The organism is Paenibacillus sp. F411 (assembly GCF_017582705.1).
Taxonomy (GTDB): Bacteria; Bacillota; Bacilli; order Paenibacillales; family Paenibacillaceae; genus Paenibacillus_AQ; species Paenibacillus_AQ algicola.
Window position 1 is genome coordinate 86494 of the sequence record NZ_JAGFIP010000012.1, and the last position, 20346, is coordinate 106839.

The 20346-nt window shown below is 55.4% G+C and carries 18 protein-coding genes; 17 read left to right on the top strand and 1 reads right to left on the bottom strand.

Features of this window, described 5'->3' with window-relative positions; genetic code table 11:
- Nucleotides 1–171: 171 nt before the first annotated feature.
- The 4 genes from JJQ72_RS13345 (at nt 172) to JJQ72_RS13360 (ending at nt 2528) form a co-directional block, all read left to right on the top strand.
- On the top strand, nt 172–609 hold the full coding sequence (locus JJQ72_RS13345) for a YlbF/YmcA family competence regulator (RefSeq protein ID WP_138225397.1): 438 nt from the start codon (nt 172–174) through the stop codon (nt 607–609).
- A 42-nt stretch (nt 610–651) separates the two neighbouring features.
- Entirely contained in the window at nt 652–915 is a 264-nt protein-coding gene (locus JJQ72_RS13350) for a YlbG family protein (RefSeq protein WP_138225398.1), read from the top strand.
- Between the two features lie 170 nt (nt 916–1085).
- The gene (locus JJQ72_RS13355) at nt 1086–1523 is read left to right on the top strand and encodes a hypothetical protein (RefSeq protein ID WP_138225399.1); all 438 of its coding nucleotides are present in this window, start codon (nt 1086–1088) and stop codon (nt 1521–1523) included.
- 126 nt (nt 1524–1649) lie between these two features.
- Nucleotides 1650–2528, top strand: a complete 879-nt coding sequence (locus JJQ72_RS13360) for a PHP domain-containing protein (protein WP_208203987.1) — start codon at nt 1650–1652, stop codon at nt 2526–2528.
- A gap of 84 nt (nt 2529–2612) precedes the next feature.
- Here the strand turns inward: JJQ72_RS13360 and JJQ72_RS13365 are convergent, their stop codons facing one another.
- Nucleotides 2613–4376: an Rqc2 family fibronectin-binding protein gene (locus JJQ72_RS13365; RefSeq protein ID WP_208203988.1), complete on the bottom strand. Its 1764-nt coding sequence runs from the start codon at nt 4374–4376 to the stop codon at nt 2613–2615.
- Between the two features lie 186 nt (nt 4377–4562).
- Here JJQ72_RS13365 and JJQ72_RS13370 point away from each other — a divergent pair, with 186 nt between their 5' ends.
- The 13 genes from JJQ72_RS13370 to rlmN all read left to right on the top strand — a co-directional run bounded on the left by JJQ72_RS13370 (nt 4563) and on the right by rlmN (nt 20344).
- On the top strand, nt 4563–7367 hold the full coding sequence (locus JJQ72_RS13370; protein ID WP_208203989.1) for a calcium-translocating P-type ATPase, SERCA-type: 2805 nt from the start codon (nt 4563–4565) through the stop codon (nt 7365–7367).
- Between the two features lie 71 nt (nt 7368–7438).
- Nucleotides 7439–8272 carry a diaminopimelate epimerase gene (dapF, locus tag JJQ72_RS13375; protein WP_138225403.1) on the top strand — a complete coding sequence of 278 codons (834 nt, stop codon included), beginning with the start codon at nt 7439–7441 and terminating at the stop codon, nt 8270–8272.
- A 130-nt stretch (nt 8273–8402) separates the two neighbouring features.
- A complete protein-coding gene (locus JJQ72_RS13380; RefSeq protein ID WP_208203990.1) occupies nt 8403–10271 on the top strand; it encodes a bifunctional homocysteine S-methyltransferase/methylenetetrahydrofolate reductase in 1869 nt (622 codons plus the stop codon).
- 38 nt (nt 10272–10309) lie between these two features.
- Nucleotides 10310–11194 (top strand): YicC/YloC family endoribonuclease, encoded by an 885-nt coding sequence (locus tag JJQ72_RS13385; RefSeq protein ID WP_208203991.1) that lies wholly within the window; start codon nt 10310–10312, stop codon nt 11192–11194.
- 54 nt (nt 11195–11248) lie between these two features.
- Nucleotides 11249–11509, top strand: coding sequence for an extracellular matrix/biofilm regulator RemA (remA, locus tag JJQ72_RS13390; RefSeq protein WP_006209218.1), 261 nt, complete (start codon nt 11249–11251; stop codon nt 11507–11509).
- A gap of 14 nt (nt 11510–11523) precedes the next feature.
- Nucleotides 11524–12099 (top strand): guanylate kinase, encoded by a 576-nt coding sequence (gmk, locus tag JJQ72_RS13395; RefSeq protein WP_138225405.1) that lies wholly within the window; start codon nt 11524–11526, stop codon nt 12097–12099.
- A gap of 48 nt (nt 12100–12147) precedes the next feature.
- Complete coding sequence (gene rpoZ, locus JJQ72_RS13400) at nt 12148–12348, top strand: DNA-directed RNA polymerase subunit omega (RefSeq protein ID WP_138225406.1); 201 nt, start codon at nt 12148–12150, stop codon at nt 12346–12348.
- A gap of 136 nt (nt 12349–12484) precedes the next feature.
- Nucleotides 12485–13777 carry a bifunctional phosphopantothenoylcysteine decarboxylase/phosphopantothenate--cysteine ligase CoaBC gene (gene coaBC, locus JJQ72_RS13405; protein WP_138225407.1) on the top strand — a complete coding sequence of 431 codons (1293 nt, stop codon included), beginning with the start codon at nt 12485–12487 and terminating at the stop codon, nt 13775–13777.
- Nucleotides 13768–16305 (top strand): primosomal protein N', encoded by a 2538-nt coding sequence (gene priA / locus JJQ72_RS13410; RefSeq protein WP_208203992.1) that lies wholly within the window; start codon nt 13768–13770, stop codon nt 16303–16305. The genes coaBC and priA overlap by 10 nt, the downstream gene beginning before the upstream one ends.
- Nucleotides 16306–16368: 63 nt before the next feature.
- The gene (gene def / locus JJQ72_RS13415) at nt 16369–16866 is read left to right on the top strand and encodes a peptide deformylase (protein WP_138225409.1); all 498 of its coding nucleotides are present in this window, start codon (nt 16369–16371) and stop codon (nt 16864–16866) included.
- On the top strand, nt 16863–17801 hold the full coding sequence (fmt, locus tag JJQ72_RS13420; RefSeq protein ID WP_138225410.1) for a methionyl-tRNA formyltransferase: 939 nt from the start codon (nt 16863–16865) through the stop codon (nt 17799–17801). Before def ends, fmt begins: the two co-directional genes overlap by 4 nt.
- A 38-nt stretch (nt 17802–17839) precedes the next feature.
- Nucleotides 17840–19165 carry a 16S rRNA (cytosine(967)-C(5))-methyltransferase RsmB gene (rsmB, locus tag JJQ72_RS13425; protein ID WP_243896083.1) on the top strand — a complete coding sequence of 442 codons (1326 nt, stop codon included), beginning with the start codon at nt 17840–17842 and terminating at the stop codon, nt 19163–19165.
- 138 nt (nt 19166–19303) lie between these two features.
- Nucleotides 19304–20344: a dual-specificity RNA methyltransferase RlmN gene (rlmN, locus tag JJQ72_RS13430; protein ID WP_138225412.1), complete on the top strand. Its 1041-nt coding sequence runs from the start codon at nt 19304–19306 to the stop codon at nt 20342–20344.
- Nucleotides 20345–20346: the final 2 nt, after the last annotated feature.

Genomic DNA, 20346 nt, shown 5'->3' on the forward strand with positions numbered 1-20346 from the left:
GAACGATACATCTCTTGAGGATGAAGCAGGCTGCCAAGCGGCTTTTCAGCGGTGCTTGAATCTTTGAGCTGCGGTGCATTTCCCCTTCTTAAGAAGCGCCTGATATGCTATGATAATAGGAGCCGGCTTTACTTGAAGCCGGTAAATCTATAACAGAAGTGGGATGAGTTCATGAGCGTATCGGAATTAAACACGGTCGATATGGCCGAGGTGCTCACCTACGCCTATCAATTGGGTGATATGATTAATGCGTCCGTGGAAGTGGCGGACTATCTATATTGGAAGCAGGCTGTGGAGAATCATCCGGATGTGAAGGCACTGGTGAGGGAGCTTCAGGCGAAGAAGGAGCTTTTTGAGGAAACGGAGCGCTTCGGGCACTTCCATCCGAATTATCATGAAGCGAAGGAGCAGGTCAGCGCGGTGGAGGCGAAGCTGGAGGGAATTGAGGAGGTTGCTCGATTTAAGCTGGCAGAGAAGAATCTGGATGAGCTGCTGCACAGCATGTCGGAGACCATTGCCTTTTCCGTATCAGACAGCATCAAGGTTCCGAGCAACGATCCGCTGCCGAAGAAGGGCTGTGGCAGCGGTGGCGGCTGTCAGTGTGGATAAATAGCGGCACAATAGTTGAAGAGAGCGAGGCGATGGGTATTCATGCTGGCGGAACGAACAGGCTTTATTATATGGGTGAGTGATATTAAAGCAGCTAGAAATCTGGAGAAGTATGGGAGCGTTCATTATATTTCCCGCCGCATGCAGTATGTCGTCATGTACGTCAATGCAGACCGTGCGGAGGAGACGGCACGTAACGTTCGGCGGCTGTCCTATGTGCGCAAGATTGAGCGCTCGTACCGGAATGAGATCAAGAAGGAATATAGCAGCAAGACACCGGATAAAACGCAGTTTTACGGGGTGTAAGCAAGCAGGTGAGCAGGGTGAAGCGGCCGATACGGCCGCTTTTTTTGAATCCTGAAACATATATTCATATCTAAAAAAGTTTATCTTCTTGTGCGGATATGAGGAATGTTGTAATATGTTGGGTATATATACATAGATAGAAAGACCCATATGGTGGGAGATGATCATGGATGAGAGATAAAGGCACGGAGCGCTGGAGTACGTACGAGCCCTTCTATATCACATTGAATGATAAGAAAATAGCGGATATTGTCATCACGCATCATGCACGGCAGCGGTACGAGGAACGGCTGAAGGCCGAAGGAGCACAGCAGGAGGAGATCGGGGCCTGGATGTGGGAATGCCTGAAGCAGAACCGGATTACGCCGTATTACAAGAACGAGCAGGATGTGTATTTGATCGATGAGGATCTTGTCATGGTGGCTGAATTCTCGGAGCTGGAGCATGAACGGGATTTGATTGGAAATCCGCTGCACCAGATGATTATCGTTACCTTTCTCGGCCGGATGTCCGAAACGATTGAGCTTCGGGATCTGAAGTCGTATTATTCCTGGCTGCGTCACTCCCGCCGGATGACCCTGGTCAAGAACAGCCGCAAACGCAAATAAGAGCAGACGTGCCTGAAGCCGCGCGAATGCTCTTTTTTTGTGCTTGGGGATGCTTGTCCGGTACAATGAAGCTGGATAAAACGCACGATTTGATGCTATAAATGAACCATAAGGGAGTGAAGAGAGATGCAGCATCATGATCGCCAAGGAGCATGTGATCTACATAGTCACACGACCGCTTCGGATGGGATGAACAGCCCGTCAGAACAAGTTTCTCTCGCGAGGAAAAAGGGACTTGCCGCCGTGGCCATTACCGATCACGATACGGTAGCAGGCGTGCAGGAGGCGCTGGAGGCCGCGCCCACCGGAATCCTTGTCGTTCCCGGCGTAGAAATCAGTACCCAGGCCGGCGGCAAGGATATTCACGTGCTCGGTTATTATATAAATCATCGCGACGAGCTCCTGGGAGAGCGGCTTCGCCGGCTGAGGGATACCCGCGAAGCGCGGAACCACATGATCATCCGCCGGCTGAACAGCCTCGGTATGAGCATCACGATGGAGGAGGTCATTTCCGGCTTGGGCCGTGAACTGAAGCCTGATGAGAGCGTTGGCCGGCCGCATATCGCTGATGTATTAGTGGCCAAAGGATACGCACAGGATCTGCGGGACGCCTTTGACCGTTATCTGGCTCAGGGCAAGCCGGGCTATGCACCCCAGCCTAGAATTACACCGGCAGAGGCCTGTGCATGGATTACGGAAGCAGGCGGAGCAGCCGTGCTGGCGCATCCTGGCTTGTACGGGGAGGACGCCCTCGTTCAAGCTTTGCTTGCCGAAGGAGGGTTTGACGGGATCGAGGTGTATCATGCGGACCATGGTGCTCAGGAAGAAGAACGGTACCGCCGGATGGGGGAGGAGAGAGGACTCATTCTGACGGGAGGCTCGGATTATCATGGGGAGCGCCAGGGTATTGTCTTTCACGGAGACCTCGGTTCTAAGACGGTTCCTGTATCGGTGCTTAATCAGCTTCAAGCTGTGTGCCGTCGAGGCGGAGCCTCATTCCAGTAAAAAAGCTGTGCCTGATTTCGGGGGATACCCGGTGCAGGCACAGCTTTTTTTGAGGGTTGGTATCAAGACTGGCGGGAAGGCAGCTCAGCTTCGCTGATTCTTGATCGTGACCGGAAGGCTGCGGATCAGCTTCTCATCCGGCGTTACGAACAGCGTCTTCTGGTGGTCATAAATGACGAAGCCCGGCTTGGAGCCATTGGGCTTGCGGACGTGCCGAATCAGAGTATAATCGACCGGAACACTGCTGGATTCTTTGGCCTGGCTGTGGTAAGCCGCCAGCTGAGCCGCTTCCTGCAGTGTGTCCTCACTGAAGGAGTCGCTTCGGATGACCACATGCGAGCCCGGAATATCCTTTGTGTGCAGCCAGGTGTCGTTGGAAGACGCCAGCCGGTTCGTTACATATTCGTTCTGCAGATTGTTTTTGCCGACATACAGCTCGATGCCCTCGGAGGAGGTGTAGACGTGCAGGGTCGGCTTATCATTCTTTTTCTTCTTCTTGACCTTGCGTCCGCGGTCTCTCAGATAACCTTGCTGAATGAGCTCCTCCCGGATTTCGTCAATGTCGTTGAGAGAGGCGTGAGCCAGCTGCTGCAGCAGGCTGTCAAGATAAGCGATTTCCTGATGGGTTTTATCACTTTGCTCCTCGATGACCGCCAGGCTGTTTTTGTACTTGTTATATTTCTTGAAGTAGCGCTGGGCATTGTCTGAGGGAGAGAGCAGTGGGTCCAGAGGAATCGTGATTGTCTTCTGCTCCTCATCGTAGAAGTTGACCAGCTCAGCCTTCTTGTCTCCCTTACTCAGCTGATGCAGATTCGCAAACAGAAGCTCTCCGGAAATCCGGTAATGATCGGCATCCTGCGCTTCCTCCAGATCCTTTTTCAAATAATCCAGCTTCTTGATATTCTTCGTCCGCTCATTCTGCAAAAACCGCAGCAGGTCGCTGACCTTCTGCTTTACCGCGTCCCGCTGGGCTTTCTCCCCGTAATAATCCTCCAGACAGCTGCTGATGCTGTCATACTCCTGAAGTGGTCCCGGCAGGAAGGTTAGAGGAATGACCGAGAACACCGTCTTGCCCTTGTCGTTGTCTCCGGTAACCGGGGTGTAGTCGTGCTGAGAAATGGACGCTGCAAGCCCGGAAAAAGCGTTCCACAGCGCTTCAGCCTGTCCGTCCTCGCGATTCAGCTTGGCGTCTGCCGGCAAGCCGGCACGATGCACAACCTCCTGCGCGGCCAGCGGGCTGAAACCACTGAAGGCTTGAACGATCCAGGAGGTGACATTCTCCTCCTGGGCCTCGCGGAAAGCAGAGGCAAAGGCGTCTGCTCCGATCTCCAGGGGATGGTGCTTATGCTGCTGCGGCGGCTCGGTGTAGCTGAAGCCGGGCATGATGATCCGGTAGCTGCTGATCGCGGGGGTTACATGATGGATGCCGTCCAGGATATTTCCCGAGGCCGGATCTGCCAATATAATATTGCTGTGCCTTCCCATCAGCTCCACGATAATGACCTTGCTGGACACATCCCCCAGCTCATCGCGCTGCCTGATCTTGATGTGGATGATGCGCTCCATGCCAATCTGACTGATCTCCTCGATCGTGCCGCTCTCACAGTGCTTGCGCATCAGCATGCAGAACATGGGCGCCTCCACCGGGTTCACAAAGGTTTCCTGAGTCAGATGCACCCGCGGATAAGTGGGGTTCGCCGACAGCAGAAGCTTGACGTTTCCGCGTTGTGTCCGGAGGTGCAGCACGATGTCTCTCTCCCCGGGCTGATATATTTTATTGATCCGGGCGCCGATGCAGCCTTGAAGCTCCTGCACAATCGCCCGGGTTACGATACCGTCCAATGCCATAGTGTATTCTCCTCTTCTGAAGTCGCCATCACCGGCGGCGTTCTTCTCTATGATACAAAATTTCCGGCCAAAACTTAAGAGCTAATGGCGGGTGATAATTGCAGACCTGTCCGAATACATTTCAGAAGAAAGGTGGAAAAGCTGTCGTCCGCCGGAAATGTGTAACAACCGGGAGGGAAAGGAAGCATGGAACAAAAGCAATGGCACCAGATGGATACGAGCGAGCTGCAGCAGATGATGCAGGTTCATCCGCAGCAGGGCCTTACCGAGGAGGAAGTAGAGAAGCGGCGGAAGGAAAGCGGCTTTAACGAGCTGTCGGAGGGAGTGAAAATCTCTCCGTTCACGCTGTTTCTGAACCAGTTCAAGGATTTTATGGTGCTGGTGCTGCTAGGAGCCACTCTCGTGTCGGGAATGCTCGGGGAGTACTTGGATGCGGTAACGATTGTCGCAATCATTATGATCAATGCCGTCCTTGGGTTTGTGCAGGAATTCCGGGCGGAGCGTTCGCTGCGCGCCTTGAAGCAGCTGTCCGCGCCGGGAGCGAAGGTGATCCGAGACGGAAAAGTCGTGCATATTGCGGCAAAGCTGCTGGTGCCCGGGGATATGATCCTGGTGGAGAGCGGCGACCGCATTCCTGCAGACGTCCGGTGGCTGGAAAGCAGCAGCTGCAGTGTCGAGGAGTCGGCGCTGACCGGGGAATCCCTGCCAGTGAATAAGCATGCCGAGCCGATTGAAGGGGAGGATGTTCCTTTAGGTGACCGCAAAAACACCGGCTACATGGGCACAATGGTCACGCGCGGAACCGCCAAAGGAATCGTCATCTGCACGGGCATGAACACCGAAATGGGGAAGATTGCCGATCTTATTCAGAGCACCGAGTCCCAGGCAACTCCGCTGCAGCATCGCCTGGAGCAGCTGGGGAAAATATTGATTGGTGTTTCACTGGCATTGACGGTTATGGTGGTCGTGGCCGGTATTTTGCACGGACAGCCGGCTGCCGGCATGTTCCTGGCAGGGGTCAGCCTGGCGGTAGCTGCCATCCCGGAAGGGCTGCCAGCCATTGTAACGATCGCGCTGGCGCTCGGGGTCCAGCGGATGATCAAGCGCAAGGCGATCGTGCGGAAGCTGCCTTCGGTCGAAACCCTCGGCTGCGCCTCCGTCATCTGCTCTGACAAGACAGGCACGCTCACCCAGAACAAAATGACTGTGACCCGTGTCTGGACCGGCGGCGGGATGATGGAGGTCACCGGCCAGGGCTATGAGCCGCAGGGACAGATTCTGAAGGCCGCGAAGCCAGTGGAGCTGAGTAAGGAGCCGGCGCTGCGGCGGCTGCTTCAAATTAGCGTATTGTGCAACAATGCTGAAATTCAGGAAGTGAAGCCGGAAGACAGCAGGGGGAAAAAGAAAGCAGCCAAAGACGCCGGAGGCAGCGGTGCAAAGAGCGATTCCACCTGGGAGCTGAAGGGGGATCCAACCGAGGGAGCGCTGCTGGCGCTCGCCAGCAAAATGGGCATGAGCAGCTCGACTCTTTCCGGGCTGTATCAGCGGGAACGGGAATTTCCTTTCGACTCGGAGCGGAAGCTGATGTCGGTTCTGGTCAGTCATCAGGGCGGAAGGCTCATCTACACCAAGGGGGCGCCGGATGTCCTGCTGGATGCCTGTGCGTATATATTGTGGGATGGCAATGTCGTGCCGCTGACCGGAACCCTGAAGCAAAAGGTGCTGGCAGCCAACGAGGGTATGGCTGGCGATGCGCTGCGCGTGCTGGGCCTCGCTTACCGGGATCTCCGGTCTTATGACAAGCCGGATACCGAGAAGGAAGCGGAATGCCAGCTTGTGTTCGCCGGACTGACAGGCATGATCGATCCGCCAAGGCGAGAGGTTCGGGATGCGATTGCTGTCTGCCGCCGGGCGGGGATCAAGACCGTCATGATCACGGGAGATCATCGGACGACAGCAGAAGCGATTGCTGCCCAGCTGGGGATCATCCCGCGCGGCGGCTTGTCCATGACGGGACAAGAGCTGTCAAGAATGGACGATCAGGAGCTCGATGCGAAGGTGGACCACACCTACGTCTATGCGCGGGTCTCGCCGGAGCACAAGCTGCGGATTGTTAAGTCGCTGCAGCGCAAGGGACATGTGGTAGCCATGACCGGGGACGGCGTTAACGACGCTCCGGCGATCAAGGCGGCAGACATCGGCATTTCCATGGGCATTACCGGAACGGATGTGACCAAGGAGGCGTCGGCGCTGGTGCTCAGTGACGACAACTTCTCGACGATCGTGGCCGCTATTGAGGAAGGGCGGAGCATCTATGAGAACATCCGTAAGTTTATAAGATACTTGCTGGCATCCAATGTGGGCGAAATTCTGACGATGTTCTTTGCGATGATGATGGGTCTGCCGCTGCCGCTGGTGCCGATTCAGATTCTGTGGGTCAATCTCGTGACCGATGGTCTGCCGGCCATGGCGCTCGGGGTGGATCAGCCGGAGAAGGATCTGATGGAGCACAAGCCGCGCGGCGCGAAGGAGAACATCTTCGCCCGGCGGCTGGGCTGGAAGATTATCAGCCGCGGTATTCTGATCGGCTTGTGCACACTGGGCGCCTTCTGGCTCACGTTGAGCCATGCCCCTGACTCTCCGGGACAGCTGGCGAAAGCCCAGTCGGTGGCCTTCGCCACCCTGGTTATGGCGCAGCTCATCCATGTATTTGATTGCCGGAGCTCGCGCTCCATCTTTCACCGAAACCCGCTGCAGAACAAATATCTCGTTCTTGCCGTTCTCTCCTCCGTCCTGCTGCTGCTCGGCGTTATGTATATTGAAATGCTGCAGCCGATCTTCAAGACAGTGCCTCTCGGCCTTCGGGAGTGGGCGGTCACGCTTGTCGCTGCAGGCATTCCGACCTTCCTGATGGGAGCAGGCAGCGTCTGGGGCGGCCGGAAGAACCGGAGCCGCAGAAGCATGATGAAAAGTGCAAACCTTTCAGCATAAAGTAAATTTCACATCTGTCCCTTCTGCGGTATGCTGAGAACAAGCAGCCGTAGAAGGGAGAAATAACAGACATGGAATTTACGAAGATGCATGGCCTTGGAAATGATTTTATTGTAGTTTATGGAGAACAGGAACTGCCTGCGGATGCTTCAGAGCGTGCGATTGAGCTGTGCAGCCGTTTTTTTGGAATTGGAGCCGACGGGCTTGTATATATACTGCCTTCCGAGGTGGCAGATTTTAAGATGCGCATTATGAACTCGGACGGCAGCGAAGCCGAGCAGTGTGGCAATGCCATCCGTTGTGTAGCCAAGTATGTGTATGACAAGGGCTACATCTCGCAGGAAGAGATAACGATCGAGACGCTGGGTGCCGGTGTGCAGCCGCTTACGCTGCAGCTGGAAGACGGCAAGGTGAAGACGGTTCGCGTCGATATGGGAGCGCCGGTGCTGGAGGGTCTTCAGGTTCCGACAACAGTAGACGCCAATCCGGTCATTCATCATCCGGTCGAGGTCGGCGGTCAGGCGTTCCGCTTTACAGCGGTATCCATGGGCAATCCGCATTGCGTTATTTATGTGGATGATGCGGTCGGCTTCGACCTGAGCACCTGGGGGCCGCTGCTGGAGACGCACCCGCTGTTCCCGAAGAAGATCAATGTCGAGTTTGCAACCGTTCAGCGCCGCGATTATATCGATATGCGTGTCTGGGAGCGCGGAGCCGGTCCAACACTGGCCTGCGGGACCGGAGCCTGCGCCACACTGGTTTCCTCCGTATTGAATGGGACCAGTGACCGCGCAGCTACGGTATCCCTGAAGGGCGGCGACCTGTTTATTGAGTGGGATGAGGACAGCAACCATGTATTTATGACAGGACCTGCAGCGTTTGTATTTGAAGGGAATGTCGACTAGTTTAACATTCAGGAGAGGGCCGGCGACGGTCCTCTTTTTGTCTCTTTACCGTATGTTGGTCTCTTTATCTTTGAATATCAAGTATGATACATTTATTTGAAAATATTGTTTGGCGGGGGGAGCGTACGGAATGAAACCGGATTTGCGTAAAGCGATGGCCGATCAAGTCCTGATCGGAGATGGGGCAATGGGAACCTTTTTGTACCAAAAGGGCTTTCCGGTCGGCATTTCCTACGAGGAGCTGAATTTAACAGCCCCGGAGGTCATCAGGGATGTGCACAAGCAGTACATGAAGGCCGGATCGGACGTGCTGGAGAGCAACACGTTCTCCGCCAACTATGACAAGCTGTCCAAATACGGGCTGGAGGGCAAGGTCGAGGAGATTAACCGTGCCGGGGTCCGCATTGCCCGGGAAGCGGCTGGACCGCAGGGATATGTTGTCGGAGCTGTAGGGTCGATTCGCGGCGGCAAGCGTAACAACATCTCTTCCGAGGAGCTGAAGCGGCATTTCGAGCAGCAGATTCATGCTCAGCTTACGGAAGGAGTAGACGGCCTGCTGCTGGAAACCTTTTATGATGTAGAGGAAATGCTGATCGCCTTGTCGCTGGTCCGAAAAAACAGCGAACTGCCGGTCATCGCCCAGTTTGCGGTCGAGGACATTGCCCGGACACTGGACGGCTACACGATGGCCGACGCTTTTCGAATTGTGAAGCAAGCCGGTGCGGATGTATTCGGCTTTAACTGCCGGACGGGACCGAACGGTCTTGCCCGGGCACTGGAAACGCTGCAGCATGTTCGAAGCCTGCCTGCCTCTGTATATCCGAACGCGGGTATTGCGGATTATGTGGACGGGGAATACCGCTACGGCGCAAGTCCTGAATATTTCGGGCAGATGGCGCTTCGGTTTGCGGACATGGGAGCCCGGCTGATTGGCGGCTGCTGCGGTACAACACCGGAGCATATTGCGCAAATATCAGCGGCGCTGCAAGGATATCAGCCGATGCCTCTGCCTGTATTGGAGGAAGCGGAAGAGCGAATCGTCATTCACGAGAAGCAGGAGCCGGCTTCCAAGCAGCCGGGCGGCGAGCCGACCCTTGTTGACCTGGTTCGGGAACGTCATACGGTCATTGTGGAGCTGGATCCGCCGCGTGATCTGGACATCGGCAAGTTTATGAAGGGGGCGGAAGCGCTGAAGCGTGCGGGTGCGGATGCCCTGACACTGGCTGATAATTCGCTTGCTGTGACCCGGATGAGCAATATGGCGCTGGGTCACCTGGTGCAGTCGCAGGTCGGACTCCGGCCGCTGATTCATATCGCGTGCCGGGACCGCAACCTGATCGGCACCCAGTCCCATATGATGGGCTTTGATGCACTGGGCATTGATCATGTGCTGGCCGTGACGGGAGATCCTGCCAAATTCGGCGATCTTCCAGGAGCAAGCTCTGTCTATGACCTGACCTCCTTCGAGATCATCCGGATGATTAAGCAGCTCAATGAAGGGGTTGCCTTCTCCGGCAAGCCGTTGAAGCAGAAAGCCGGCTTTGTTGTCGGAGCGGCCTTCAATCCCAATGTGAAGCATCTCGATAAGGCCGTGCAGCGTCTGGAGAAGAAAATTGCGAGTGGTGCAGACTACATTATGACGCAGCCGGTATATGATGCGGAATTAATTGTAAGAATGAAGGAAGCGACGAAGCATCTGGATATTCCGATTTTTGTGGGAGTGATGCCGCTTGCGAGCGGACGGAATGCCGAGTACCTGCACAATGAGGTGCCGGGAATCCAGCTGTCGGAGCAGGTACGGAGCCGGATGGCCGGCCTGGAGGGCGAGGAAGGCCGGGCGATGGGAGTCCAGATTGCGATGGAGCTGCTGACAACGGCTGTCGAGCATTTCAATGGCATTTATCTGATGACCCCGTTTATGTTCTATGATATGACCGTGCAGCTTACGCAATATGTCTGGGAGTTATCCGGGCGTTCGTTATCCCCCTTGTCTCATTAAAGATTATCTATTACAATAGATCAATGGATGTGATTCCGATGTCATTGAGCATGACCGGATTCGGCCAGTCGGCCGTAGCTTTTGAAGGATATAGAATTACGATCGAAGTTAAATCTGTCAATCACCGGTACTGCGAGGTGCTGTACCGGATGCCGCGGGAGTGGTCCTGTCACGAGGATGCGCTGAAGAGAGTTATTCAGTCCCGTATACACCGCGGCCGGATTGATGTTTACATGAATAAAGTGAGCGACGCCGGTCAGGCCACGGCGGCGCTTAATCATGCCATGGTGCAGTCCTATTTGAAGGCGGCAGAAGAGCTGGGTACATACGGCGCTGAAGGTAAGCTGACTGTGCAGGATCTGCTGTCGCTGCCGGATGTACTGATGACAGGCGTTGAGCAGCCGGGCGAGGAGAAGCGTGAGCAATGGCGCGACCTGCTGTGTGAAGGCCTGAACCTGGCGCTGGATGAGTTGCTCGCCATGAGAAGTCAGGAAGGCGCCTTTCTCGCCGAGGATATCCTTCTCAGGCTGGATCGCATATCTGCCCTGCATTCCGAGCTGGAGGCTCTGGCTCCGCGGGTAACCGAGGAGTATCGCCTCCGTCTGCGGCAGCGCCTGGAGAGCCTGACACAGGATGAGCCTGCTTTTCCAACCGCTGCTTTCGGGATGGAATTGGCGCTGTTTGCGGAGAAGTCCAACGTAGAAGAGGAATTGACCCGGCTGAGAAGTCACCTGGATCAGGCGGAGCAGCTTCTTCAAGCTGCCGGTCCCATCGGCAGAAAGCTGGATTTTCTGATTCAGGAAATGAACAGGGAAGTGAACACGATCGGATCCAAGGCCAATCACCTTGCTATGACCCAGCACGTGGTCGAACTGAAGGCGGAGCTGGAGAAGATACGCGAACAAGCCGCCAATATAGAATAACCAGTCCGGCCTGTCCGGAGAATGCAGTCAAGTGTTAGGGGGAGCAATCGCATTATGGCCATCAAATTGATTAATATCGGCTTCGGAAACATTGTATCAGCCAACCGTATTATTTCTATCGTGAGTCCGGAGTCCGCGCCGATCAAGAGAATTATTCAGGAAGCCAGAGACCGCCACATGCTGATTGATGCTACATACGGCCGCCGTACGAGAGCCGTTATTATTACGGACAGCGATCATGTCATCCTGTCAGCCGTACAGCCGGAGACGGTGGCCCACCGATTGTCCAGTAAAGATGATGACAACGACGAATAAAGATGGGGAGTATTATGTCTACAAAGGGATTGTTAATTGTACTGTCCGGTCCGTCCGGCGTAGGTAAGGGTACGGTATGCAGCGCGTTGCGCACCCGCATGCCGGAATTGATCTATTCAGTGTCTGCCACCACACGCCAGCCGAGGCTGGGTGAGGTGGATGGCACGAACTATTTTTTCAAGGACCGGGAGCAGTTTCTCTCTATGATTGAGCATGACCAGCTTCTGGAATATGCGGAATACGTGGGCAACTATTACGGTACACCGCGTGATTTCGTAGAAGAAACCCTCGCGAAGGGCAAGGATATTATTCTTGAGATTGAGGTTCAGGGTGCGCTGAAGGTGAAGGAGAAGTTCCCTGACGGCATCTTTATTTTCCTGACTCCGCCTTCACTGGATGAGCTGAAGGATCGGATTGTCGGCCGTGGTACCGAGAGCCAGGCCGTCATCGATCACCGCATGTCTGTCGCTGTAGATGAGCTGGACCTGATCCGTCACTATGACTATGCCGTAGTGAATGACGAGATCAATCAGGCCTGCAAGAGAATAGAATCTATCATTATTGCCGAGCATTGTAAGGTGAGAGCCTAGCCAGTCCGGCCAGCTTATAGAAATCAAGAGAACAGGGGTGTTGGAACGATGCTTTATCCTTCCATTGATGAAATGATGAACAAAGTAGACAGCAAATACTCGCTCGTTGTCGCGGCTTCCCGCCGTGCCCGCCAGCTTCGTGAAGGACAGACTACCGAGCTGAGTAATCCGAAATCCCACAAGTATGTTGGTGTGGCGCTTGAAGAAATTTACGGAGACCTGGTTCGGGTGGAGAAGGGCGAAGATTAATTCTTCCCCAACAGCTTTATAGGTATGATCCAAAAATGTGACAACCGCAAGGTTGTTATTTTTTTGAGAAGAAGCAGCTTTGGCGGCATGTCAGTTGCTTCTTTGTTGTTTCAATACAAGCCTGGGAGGGAGCAGCATGTTAAAAGGTAAGGTCATTGTGCTTGGGGTGACGGGAGGCATTGCCGCGTACAAGGCGGCGGCCTTGTGCAGCAAGCTGGTTCAGAAGGGGGCGGACGTGCATGTCATCATGACAGAGTCAGCCAAGCAGTTCATTACCGAGCTGACCCTGCAGTCGCTTTCCAAAAACCCGGTCTACAGCGATACGTTTGATGAAAGAGATCCTTCGGTCGTCTCCCATATCGATCTTGCGGATAAAGCGGATCTGGTGCTCATTGCGCCTGCCACAGCTAACAGCATCGCCAAAATGGCCCTTGGCCTGGGTGATGATATGCTGACAACAACTCTGCTGGCAACGACGGCGCCAATCATGGTGTCTCCCGCGATGAACGTGCACATGTACACCCACCCTGCGGTCGTCGCGAACATGAATACCCTGGTATCCCGCGGCGTGGGAATGATTGAGCCGGGCGAAGGGCTGCTGGCCTGCGGCTATGTCGGGAAGGGCAGGATGGAGGAGCCCGAAAGCATCGTACAGGTAGTGGAGCGCTTTTTCGAGGAGCGTGATGATCAACAGAGCGGGGCTGTTGAGAGAAGAGTGGCCAAGGGTCAGGGGCATGAGGCTGTCAGAGCAGGCCGCGGCGTCCTGTCCGGCAAAAAAGTGCTGGTCACGGCAGGCGGCACGGTAGAGCGGATCGATCCCGTCCGCTATATTACGAATGACTCCTCCGGCAAAATGGGGTTTGCTATCGCCAAAGCGGCTCGTGACATGGGGGCTGAGGTTGTACTCATTGCTGCCCGTACTGACGCGCCGCTTCCGGAGGGAGTCACCGTGCAGCGCGTGGAATCGGCGAAGGACATGTACGACAGGGTCATGTCGGAATTTACGGACAGTGACATAGTCATCAAGGCTGCGGCCGTGGCCGATTACCGGCCGGAGCAGGAGGCCCCCGTAAAGATTAAGAAGAATGGGGATACGCTCAGCCTGACACTCGTGAAGACCGACGATATTTTGGAAACGCTGGGTCAACGCAAGACCTCCCAGCTGCTCATCGGCTTTGCGGCGGAAACAGATCATGTGGAAGCTCATGCACTGGACAAGCTGCGGCGCAAGCAGTGTGATCTTATCGTTGCTAATGATGTGACCGTAGCCGGGGCAGGCTTTGGTGCCGATAGCAATAAGGTGCAGATCTATAATGCGGACGGACTGGTCCGTGACCTGCCATTCATGACCAAGGAGGAGGTTGCGGTGCAGCTGCTTCTGCTTGCGGCGGAAAGGATTCCAGTCAAGGAGGCGGAATCATGGAAGTAGCCAAGGTGATTGTTGATGTGCCGTCCAAGGATACAGACCGGCCCTTTGACTATTTGATCCCCAAGCGGCTGAGCCCTTGGGTGGATGTTGGCAGCCGGGTCGGGGTGCCGTTTGGCAATCGGACGCTTCAAGGGTTCGTGGTCTCGCTGCATCTGAGATCGGAGGTGGAGACGTCCCGGATCAAGGAGATTGGGGAGGTGCTCGACTTCTCCCCTCCATTGTCCCGGGAGCTCGTGGAGCTGAGTGTGTGGATGAAGGAGCGCTATGCCTGCAGGCAGATTACCGTTCTGCAATCCATGCTGCCGACGGCCCTGAAAGGAAAGGCGGAGCGGTATGTAGCTCTCGCCGATCCCGGTGAGAGCTCGGTGCAGGAGCAGCATCAGCATGGCGTGCTATTCGCAGCGGCTCCGCAGACGGAAGGGGAGCAGCGTATGCTGGATTTCGTCAAGCAGCGGGGTGAGGTGTCGCTGGAGCAGCTGAACCGTGCTTTTCCCGAGGATTCGGCCAGTCTCAAGGCCTTGCTGGCTCAGGGGCTGCTGCGTGAATATCAGCAGATCAAGGACAAGCTGCAGAAAAAAACGATGAAGGCAGTCTCTCTCAGCATCGGCCTTGCGGAAGCGAGGCAGGCTCTGGAGAGCTTTTCTTCCAAAGCGCAGCGTCAGAAGGAGGTCCTCTCCTATGTTGTGGACATGGAGGCCTTTCTTCCTCTATCTCTGCAGGAGGTGCTGACAGCTGTCGGTGTGACCGCCGGAACGGTGAAGGCTCTGGCAGACAAAGGCTTTATTAACATACAGGATATGGAAGTGCAGCGTGACCCTTATAAAGGCAGAAGCTTCAAGCCTACAGAGCCGCTTACGCTGACCGCTGAGCAGGAGCATGTATACTCCCGCATTGTAAGGAAGCTGGAGTCAAGAGATCATGGCGTGTTTCTGCTGCACGGGGTCACAGGCAGCGGGAAGACCGAAATCTATTTGCAGACCATTCAGCGCTGTCTAGAGCAGGAGCGGCAGGCAATCGTGCTCGTTCCTGAAATTTCACTGACCCCGCAAATGGTGGAGCGCTTCAAGGGACGGTTCGGAGATCGGGTGGCTGTAATGCACAGCCGTCTCTCCCAGGGAGAACGCTATGATGAATGGCGCAAAATCAATGAAGGACGCGCTTCGGTCGTCGTTGGCGCCCGCTCGGCAGTTTTTGCTCCTTTTCAATCCCTGGGACTGATTATTATGGATGAAGAGCATGAAACCTCTTATAAACAGGAGGAAACTCCTAAATACCATGCCAGAGATGTTGCGATTCGCCGGGCGTCCCAGGCCGGTGCTGCCGTCATTTTGGGATCGGCTACGCCTTCACTGGAAAGCTATTTCGCGGCGAGATCGAAGTCCCAGGAGGATTTCGAACCGGAGCTGCTGGAGATGCCCACCCGCGCGCTGGGGAACCGACTGCCAGAGGTCCGCATTGTCGATATGCGGGAGGAGCTCAAGGATGGCAACCGCTCCATGTTCAGCCGCTCCCTGCATGAGGCGCTCGCCGCCCGGCTGGAACGCCAGGAGCAGAGTGTGCTGCTGCTGAACCGGCGCGGCTACTCCACCTTCGTGATGTGCCGCAGCTGCGGATATGTTGCGCAGTGCGGGGAGTGTGATATTTCACTGACCTATCACCAGAAGGCCAACAATCTCCGCTGTCACTATTGCGGCTATGCCGCCCCGGCGCCGGAGGTCTGCCCTGACTGTGGCAGCGAGCATATCCGTTATTTCGGTACAGGCACCCAGCGGGTAGAAGAAGAGCTTGCGAAGCTGTTCCCCGGGATCCGCGTCATTCGGATGGACGTGGACACCACGACCGAGAAGGGCTCTCACGAGAAGCTGCTGAAGCAGTTTCGGGAGAAAAAAGGGGATGTGCTGCTGGGCACCCAAATGGTGGCGAAGGGTCTGGATTTTCCGGATGTCACCCTGGTCGGGGTCATTACGGCAGATTCGGCATTGAATCTTCCGGATTTCCGGGCGGCCGAGAAAACCTTTCAGCTGCTGACGCAGGTAGCAGGCCGGGCGGGACGTCATCACCTCCCGGGAGAGGTGTTTATTCAATCCTATACGCCAGACCATTATTCCATTATTCATGCCAGCGGCCATGACTACCTGTCGTTTGTCAAAGATGAGCTGAAGCATCGCAAAGCGCTGCACTATCCGCCATACTGCCGGCTCATTCTCGTCACCTTATCCCATGAGCAGCTGACGGTGCTGGTCCGGGCGGCGGAGAATTATGCCGGTGATCTGAAGAACAAGGCAGACCGCCGCGGCTGGTTTGGCAGCCTGGATCGCTTTTCAGCAGAAGCGCTGGATGTGCTGGGGCCTGTCGCATCCCCGATCCCCCGGCTCAAGAATAGATACCGGTTCCAATGTATGATAAAATGGCGTGGAAACATGGACGCCGTATCGCTTGTACGCCAGGTGGCGGAGGAGCTGCAGGAGGCTGCGCGCGATCAAACCCTGCAGATCAGTATTGATGTGGATCCGCAAATGTTAATGTGATATTGCATATACATTGCTATATAAGAATTCAACAATTATAGAAAGCATGAGGAAGGTGTCGTTATGGCCATTCGCATTATTGTTAAAGAACCGGATGAAGTGCTGCACAAGGTCGCCAAAGAGGTGACCAAAATTACCCCGAACGTTCAGAAGCTGCTGGACGATATGGCAGATACGATGTATGATGCCGACGGGGTCGGCCTGGCTGCTCCGCAGGTAGGTATTTTGAAGCGGCTGATCGTGGTTGATGCCGGTGACGAGCACGGGCTGATCAAGATGATCAATCCCGAAATTCTGGAGCGTGACGGAGAACAGCTCGGACCTGAAGGCTGTCTCAGCATCCCCGGCTGGAACGGAGATGTTCGCCGGGCGGAGCAGGTAAAGGTTAAGGGACTAGACCGCGAAGGCAAGGAGCTGATCGTGACAGCAACAGGTTTGCTTTCCCGCGCTTTCCAGCATGAGATCGATCATTTGAATGGCGTCCTCTTTACGGATATTGCCGAGCGCGTTTATGAATTCGATCCCAATCAGCCTCCCCGGAGGGAGCTGGAGAATCGATGAAGATTGTTTTTATGGGTACCCCGGCCTTTGCTGTTCCGAGCCTGAATATGCTGCTGGCGGAAGGCTATTCCGTAGTGGCGGTCGTCACCCAGCCGGATCGACCTCAGGGGAGGAAAAAGGTGCTGACGCCCACCCCTGTAAAGGAGGCGGCGCTGGCGCACGGAATTCCCGTGCTCCAGCCGCAGCGCCTGCGCAGTCCGGAGGCCGTAGCTGAATTAGCCCGGTACGAGCCGGACATGATTATAACAGCTGCCTATGGACAGATCCTGCCCAAGGAGGTGCTGGAGCTGCCGCGTCTGGGCTGTCTGAACGTGCACGGCTCTTTGCTGCCGAAATACCGGGGCGGGGCGCCGATTCAGCGCTGTATTATCAACGGGGAGACGGTGACGGGCATTACGCTGATGTACATGGCCGAAGGACTGGACACCGGGGATATGATCGCCAAGAGAGAGGTTCAAATACTGGAGCAGGATACCGCTGGCACCCTGTTTGAGAAGCTGAGCCAGGCTGGCGCAGAGCTGTTGAAGGAACAGCTTCCGTCGCTTTCGGCCGGAAAGGTTCAGGCAGAGCCGCAGAACGAAGAAGACGCGACCTATGCTCCTAATCTGAAGCGCGAGGACGAGAAGATTGACTGGAGCCGGTCAGCGCTTGATATTTTTAATCAAATTCGGGGTCTGGTTCCCTTTTCGGGCGCTTTTACTTTATGGGATGAAGCGGTATTCAAGGTCTGGAGTGCCCGCGTTGAAGCGGAAGAAGGCAGAGCTGGGGATGTAGAGCCCGGCACAGTGCTGAAGCTTGACGACCGCGGCATCCAGGTTCAGACAGGCAGGGGTGTGCTTAGTCTGGAAACCGTTCAGCCGAGCGGCAAAAAAGCAATGGAGGCAGCCCAGTTCATCCGTGGGACAAGCCTTGTGCCAGGCACGGTGCTGCGGTGACCCGGCATAGCAGAAAGACCAGCGCAAGAGAGCTGGCGATGAATGTCCTAACCCAGGTGGAGCAGGAGCAGGCGTACAGTAATCTGCTGCTGAACAGCGCCTTAACGCAGTCCTCCCTGGATAAAGGAGATGCCGGTCTCGCGACAGAGCTGGTGTATGGAACGATCTCACGCCTGAACACGCTGGATTATTTCCTGGACCGCTTCGTCAAGAAGGGGACGGCCAAGCTGCAGCCCTGGGTGCGCAGCCTGCTGCGTCTTAGTCTGTATCAGATCATGTATCTGGATCGGATTCCAGAGCATGCTGTTGTCAGCGAAGCGGTGAACATTAGCAAGAAGCGGGGACACCAGGGCATCTCCGGGATGGTGAACGGGGTGCTGCGTAGTGTGCTCCGGCAAAAAGAAGAGCTGGTTGTGCCAGAGCAGTTGCCCTTTGCACAGCGCATTTCCCTGCAGCACTCCCACCCGCTGTGGCTGGTTGAGCGCTGGATAGAGCAGTACGGAGAGGCAGCCGCGGAGTCGATCTGCCGCGTGAATAACGAGCCGCCTTCCGTCAGCGTCAGAGTGAATACAACCATGGTGAGCCGGGAGCAGCTGCTGGCAGAGATGGAGGCTGCGGGCCTGGACGCTGTTCCGTCGAGTCTCAGCCCTTACGGCATTATCGTCCGCAGCGGCGGCAATATGGCCTTTACGGAGTGGTACCGGGAGGGCATGATCTCTATTCAAGACGAAAGCTCAATGCTCGTCGCGGAGATGGTAGAGCCCCAGCCGGGGATGACGGTTCTGGACTGCTGTGCAGCTCCGGGAGGCAAAACCACCCATATGGGCGAGCTGATGAAGGATCAGGGGGAGATCCTTGCGAATGACCTCCATGCCCATAAGCAGAAGCTGATCGCAGCCCAGGCGGAGCGTCTGGGTCTGGCGAGTATTGTTCCGGTGACCGGGAATGCACTGGATCTGCCAAAGGCTCATGAAGAGGCTGCATTTGATCGTGTGCTGCTGGATGCTCCCTGCTCGGGTCTGGGTGTCATTCGGCGCAAGCCGGATTTGAAGTGGACCAAGACGGCTGAGGACGTAGGCGCGATTGCCGAGCTTCAGCAGGAGCTGATCCAGGCGGCGGCGAAGCTGGTCAAGCCCGGCGGGCTGCTGGTTTACAGCACCTGTACGATGGAGGAGCGGGAGAATGAAGGCGTCGTGGAAGGCTTTCTGGCCTCCCGTCCGGAGTTTGAGGTAGAGAAGGATCCCGACGGCTTTCAGGAACGGGTTCGGGAGCAGGCTCTTTCCCGAGGCGGCGGCGTTCAGATTCTGCCGCAGCATTTTCACAGTGACGGCTTCTATATTGCAAGGCTGAGAAGAGTGCGCTAACGCCTCTTTTTATAGGGAATTCTGGTTTCGGCCCGCCGCTTCTGGCGGGTTTTCTCTTTTACGGGCTGTTTTATTTATGGTAAAATAGTAAGAATGAATAAAGAACTGAGTATAAATGAAATAGACAGGTGTGGTGAAATGAACCCTTTTATATATGATTTATCGTTAGAGGAGCTGCAGCAGTGGGCTGTAGAGAATGGAGAGGCGGCTTTTCGCGGAGGCCAGATTTATGAGTGGCTGTATGTGAAGCGGGTCAATTCCTTTGATGAGATGAGCAATTTGTCCAAGGAGCTGCGCCGCAAGCTGACCGAGCAGTTCAGCTTTGTAACCTTGAATGAGATTACGCGCTTTGAATCGAAGGACGGAACGATTAAATTCCTGTTCGGATTGCATGATGATCATGCTATTGAGACTGTAATTATGAAGCATAATTACGGCAACAGCATCTGTGTGACGACCCAGGTAGGCTGCCGGATCGGTTGCACCTTCTGCGCCTCTACGCTGGGCGGACTGAAGCGGAACCTGACTGCCGGCGAGATCGTGGCCCAGGTGGTTCAGGCCCAGAAGATGCTTGATCCTAAAGGGGAACGGGTGAGCAGCATCGTCATCATGGGCTCCGGCGAGCCGTTTGAGAACTACGATGCAACCATGAAATTTCTGCGCACGATGATCCACGAGAAGGGACTGAATATCGGACAGCGCCATATTACGGTGTCTACGAGCGGTATTGTTCCGAATATTTATCAGTTTGCAGAGGAGAACACGCAGATCAACCTGGCGATTTCGATCCATGCGCCTAACGACAAGCTCCGCTCCAAGCTGATGCCGGTTAATCGGCGCTTCCCGTTCGAGGATGTCATTGAATCACTGCGTTATTATCAAGCCAAGACAGGCCGCCGGATTACGTTCGAGTATGCGCTGATTGGCGGCATGAATGACCAGGTTGAGCACGCGGAGGAGCTGGCGGATGTCATTAAGGACATGAACTGCCACGTCAATCTGATCCCTGTCAATCACGTGCCGGAGCGCAAGTATGTGCGAACCTCGCGGAATGATATTTTTAAATTTCAGCGGGCGCTGGCAGACAAGGGTGTTAATGTGACAATTCGCCGTGAGCAAGGCCATGATATTGCGGCGGCCTGCGGGCAGCTTCGAGCCAAGCATATGGAGTTGGGGTGAGC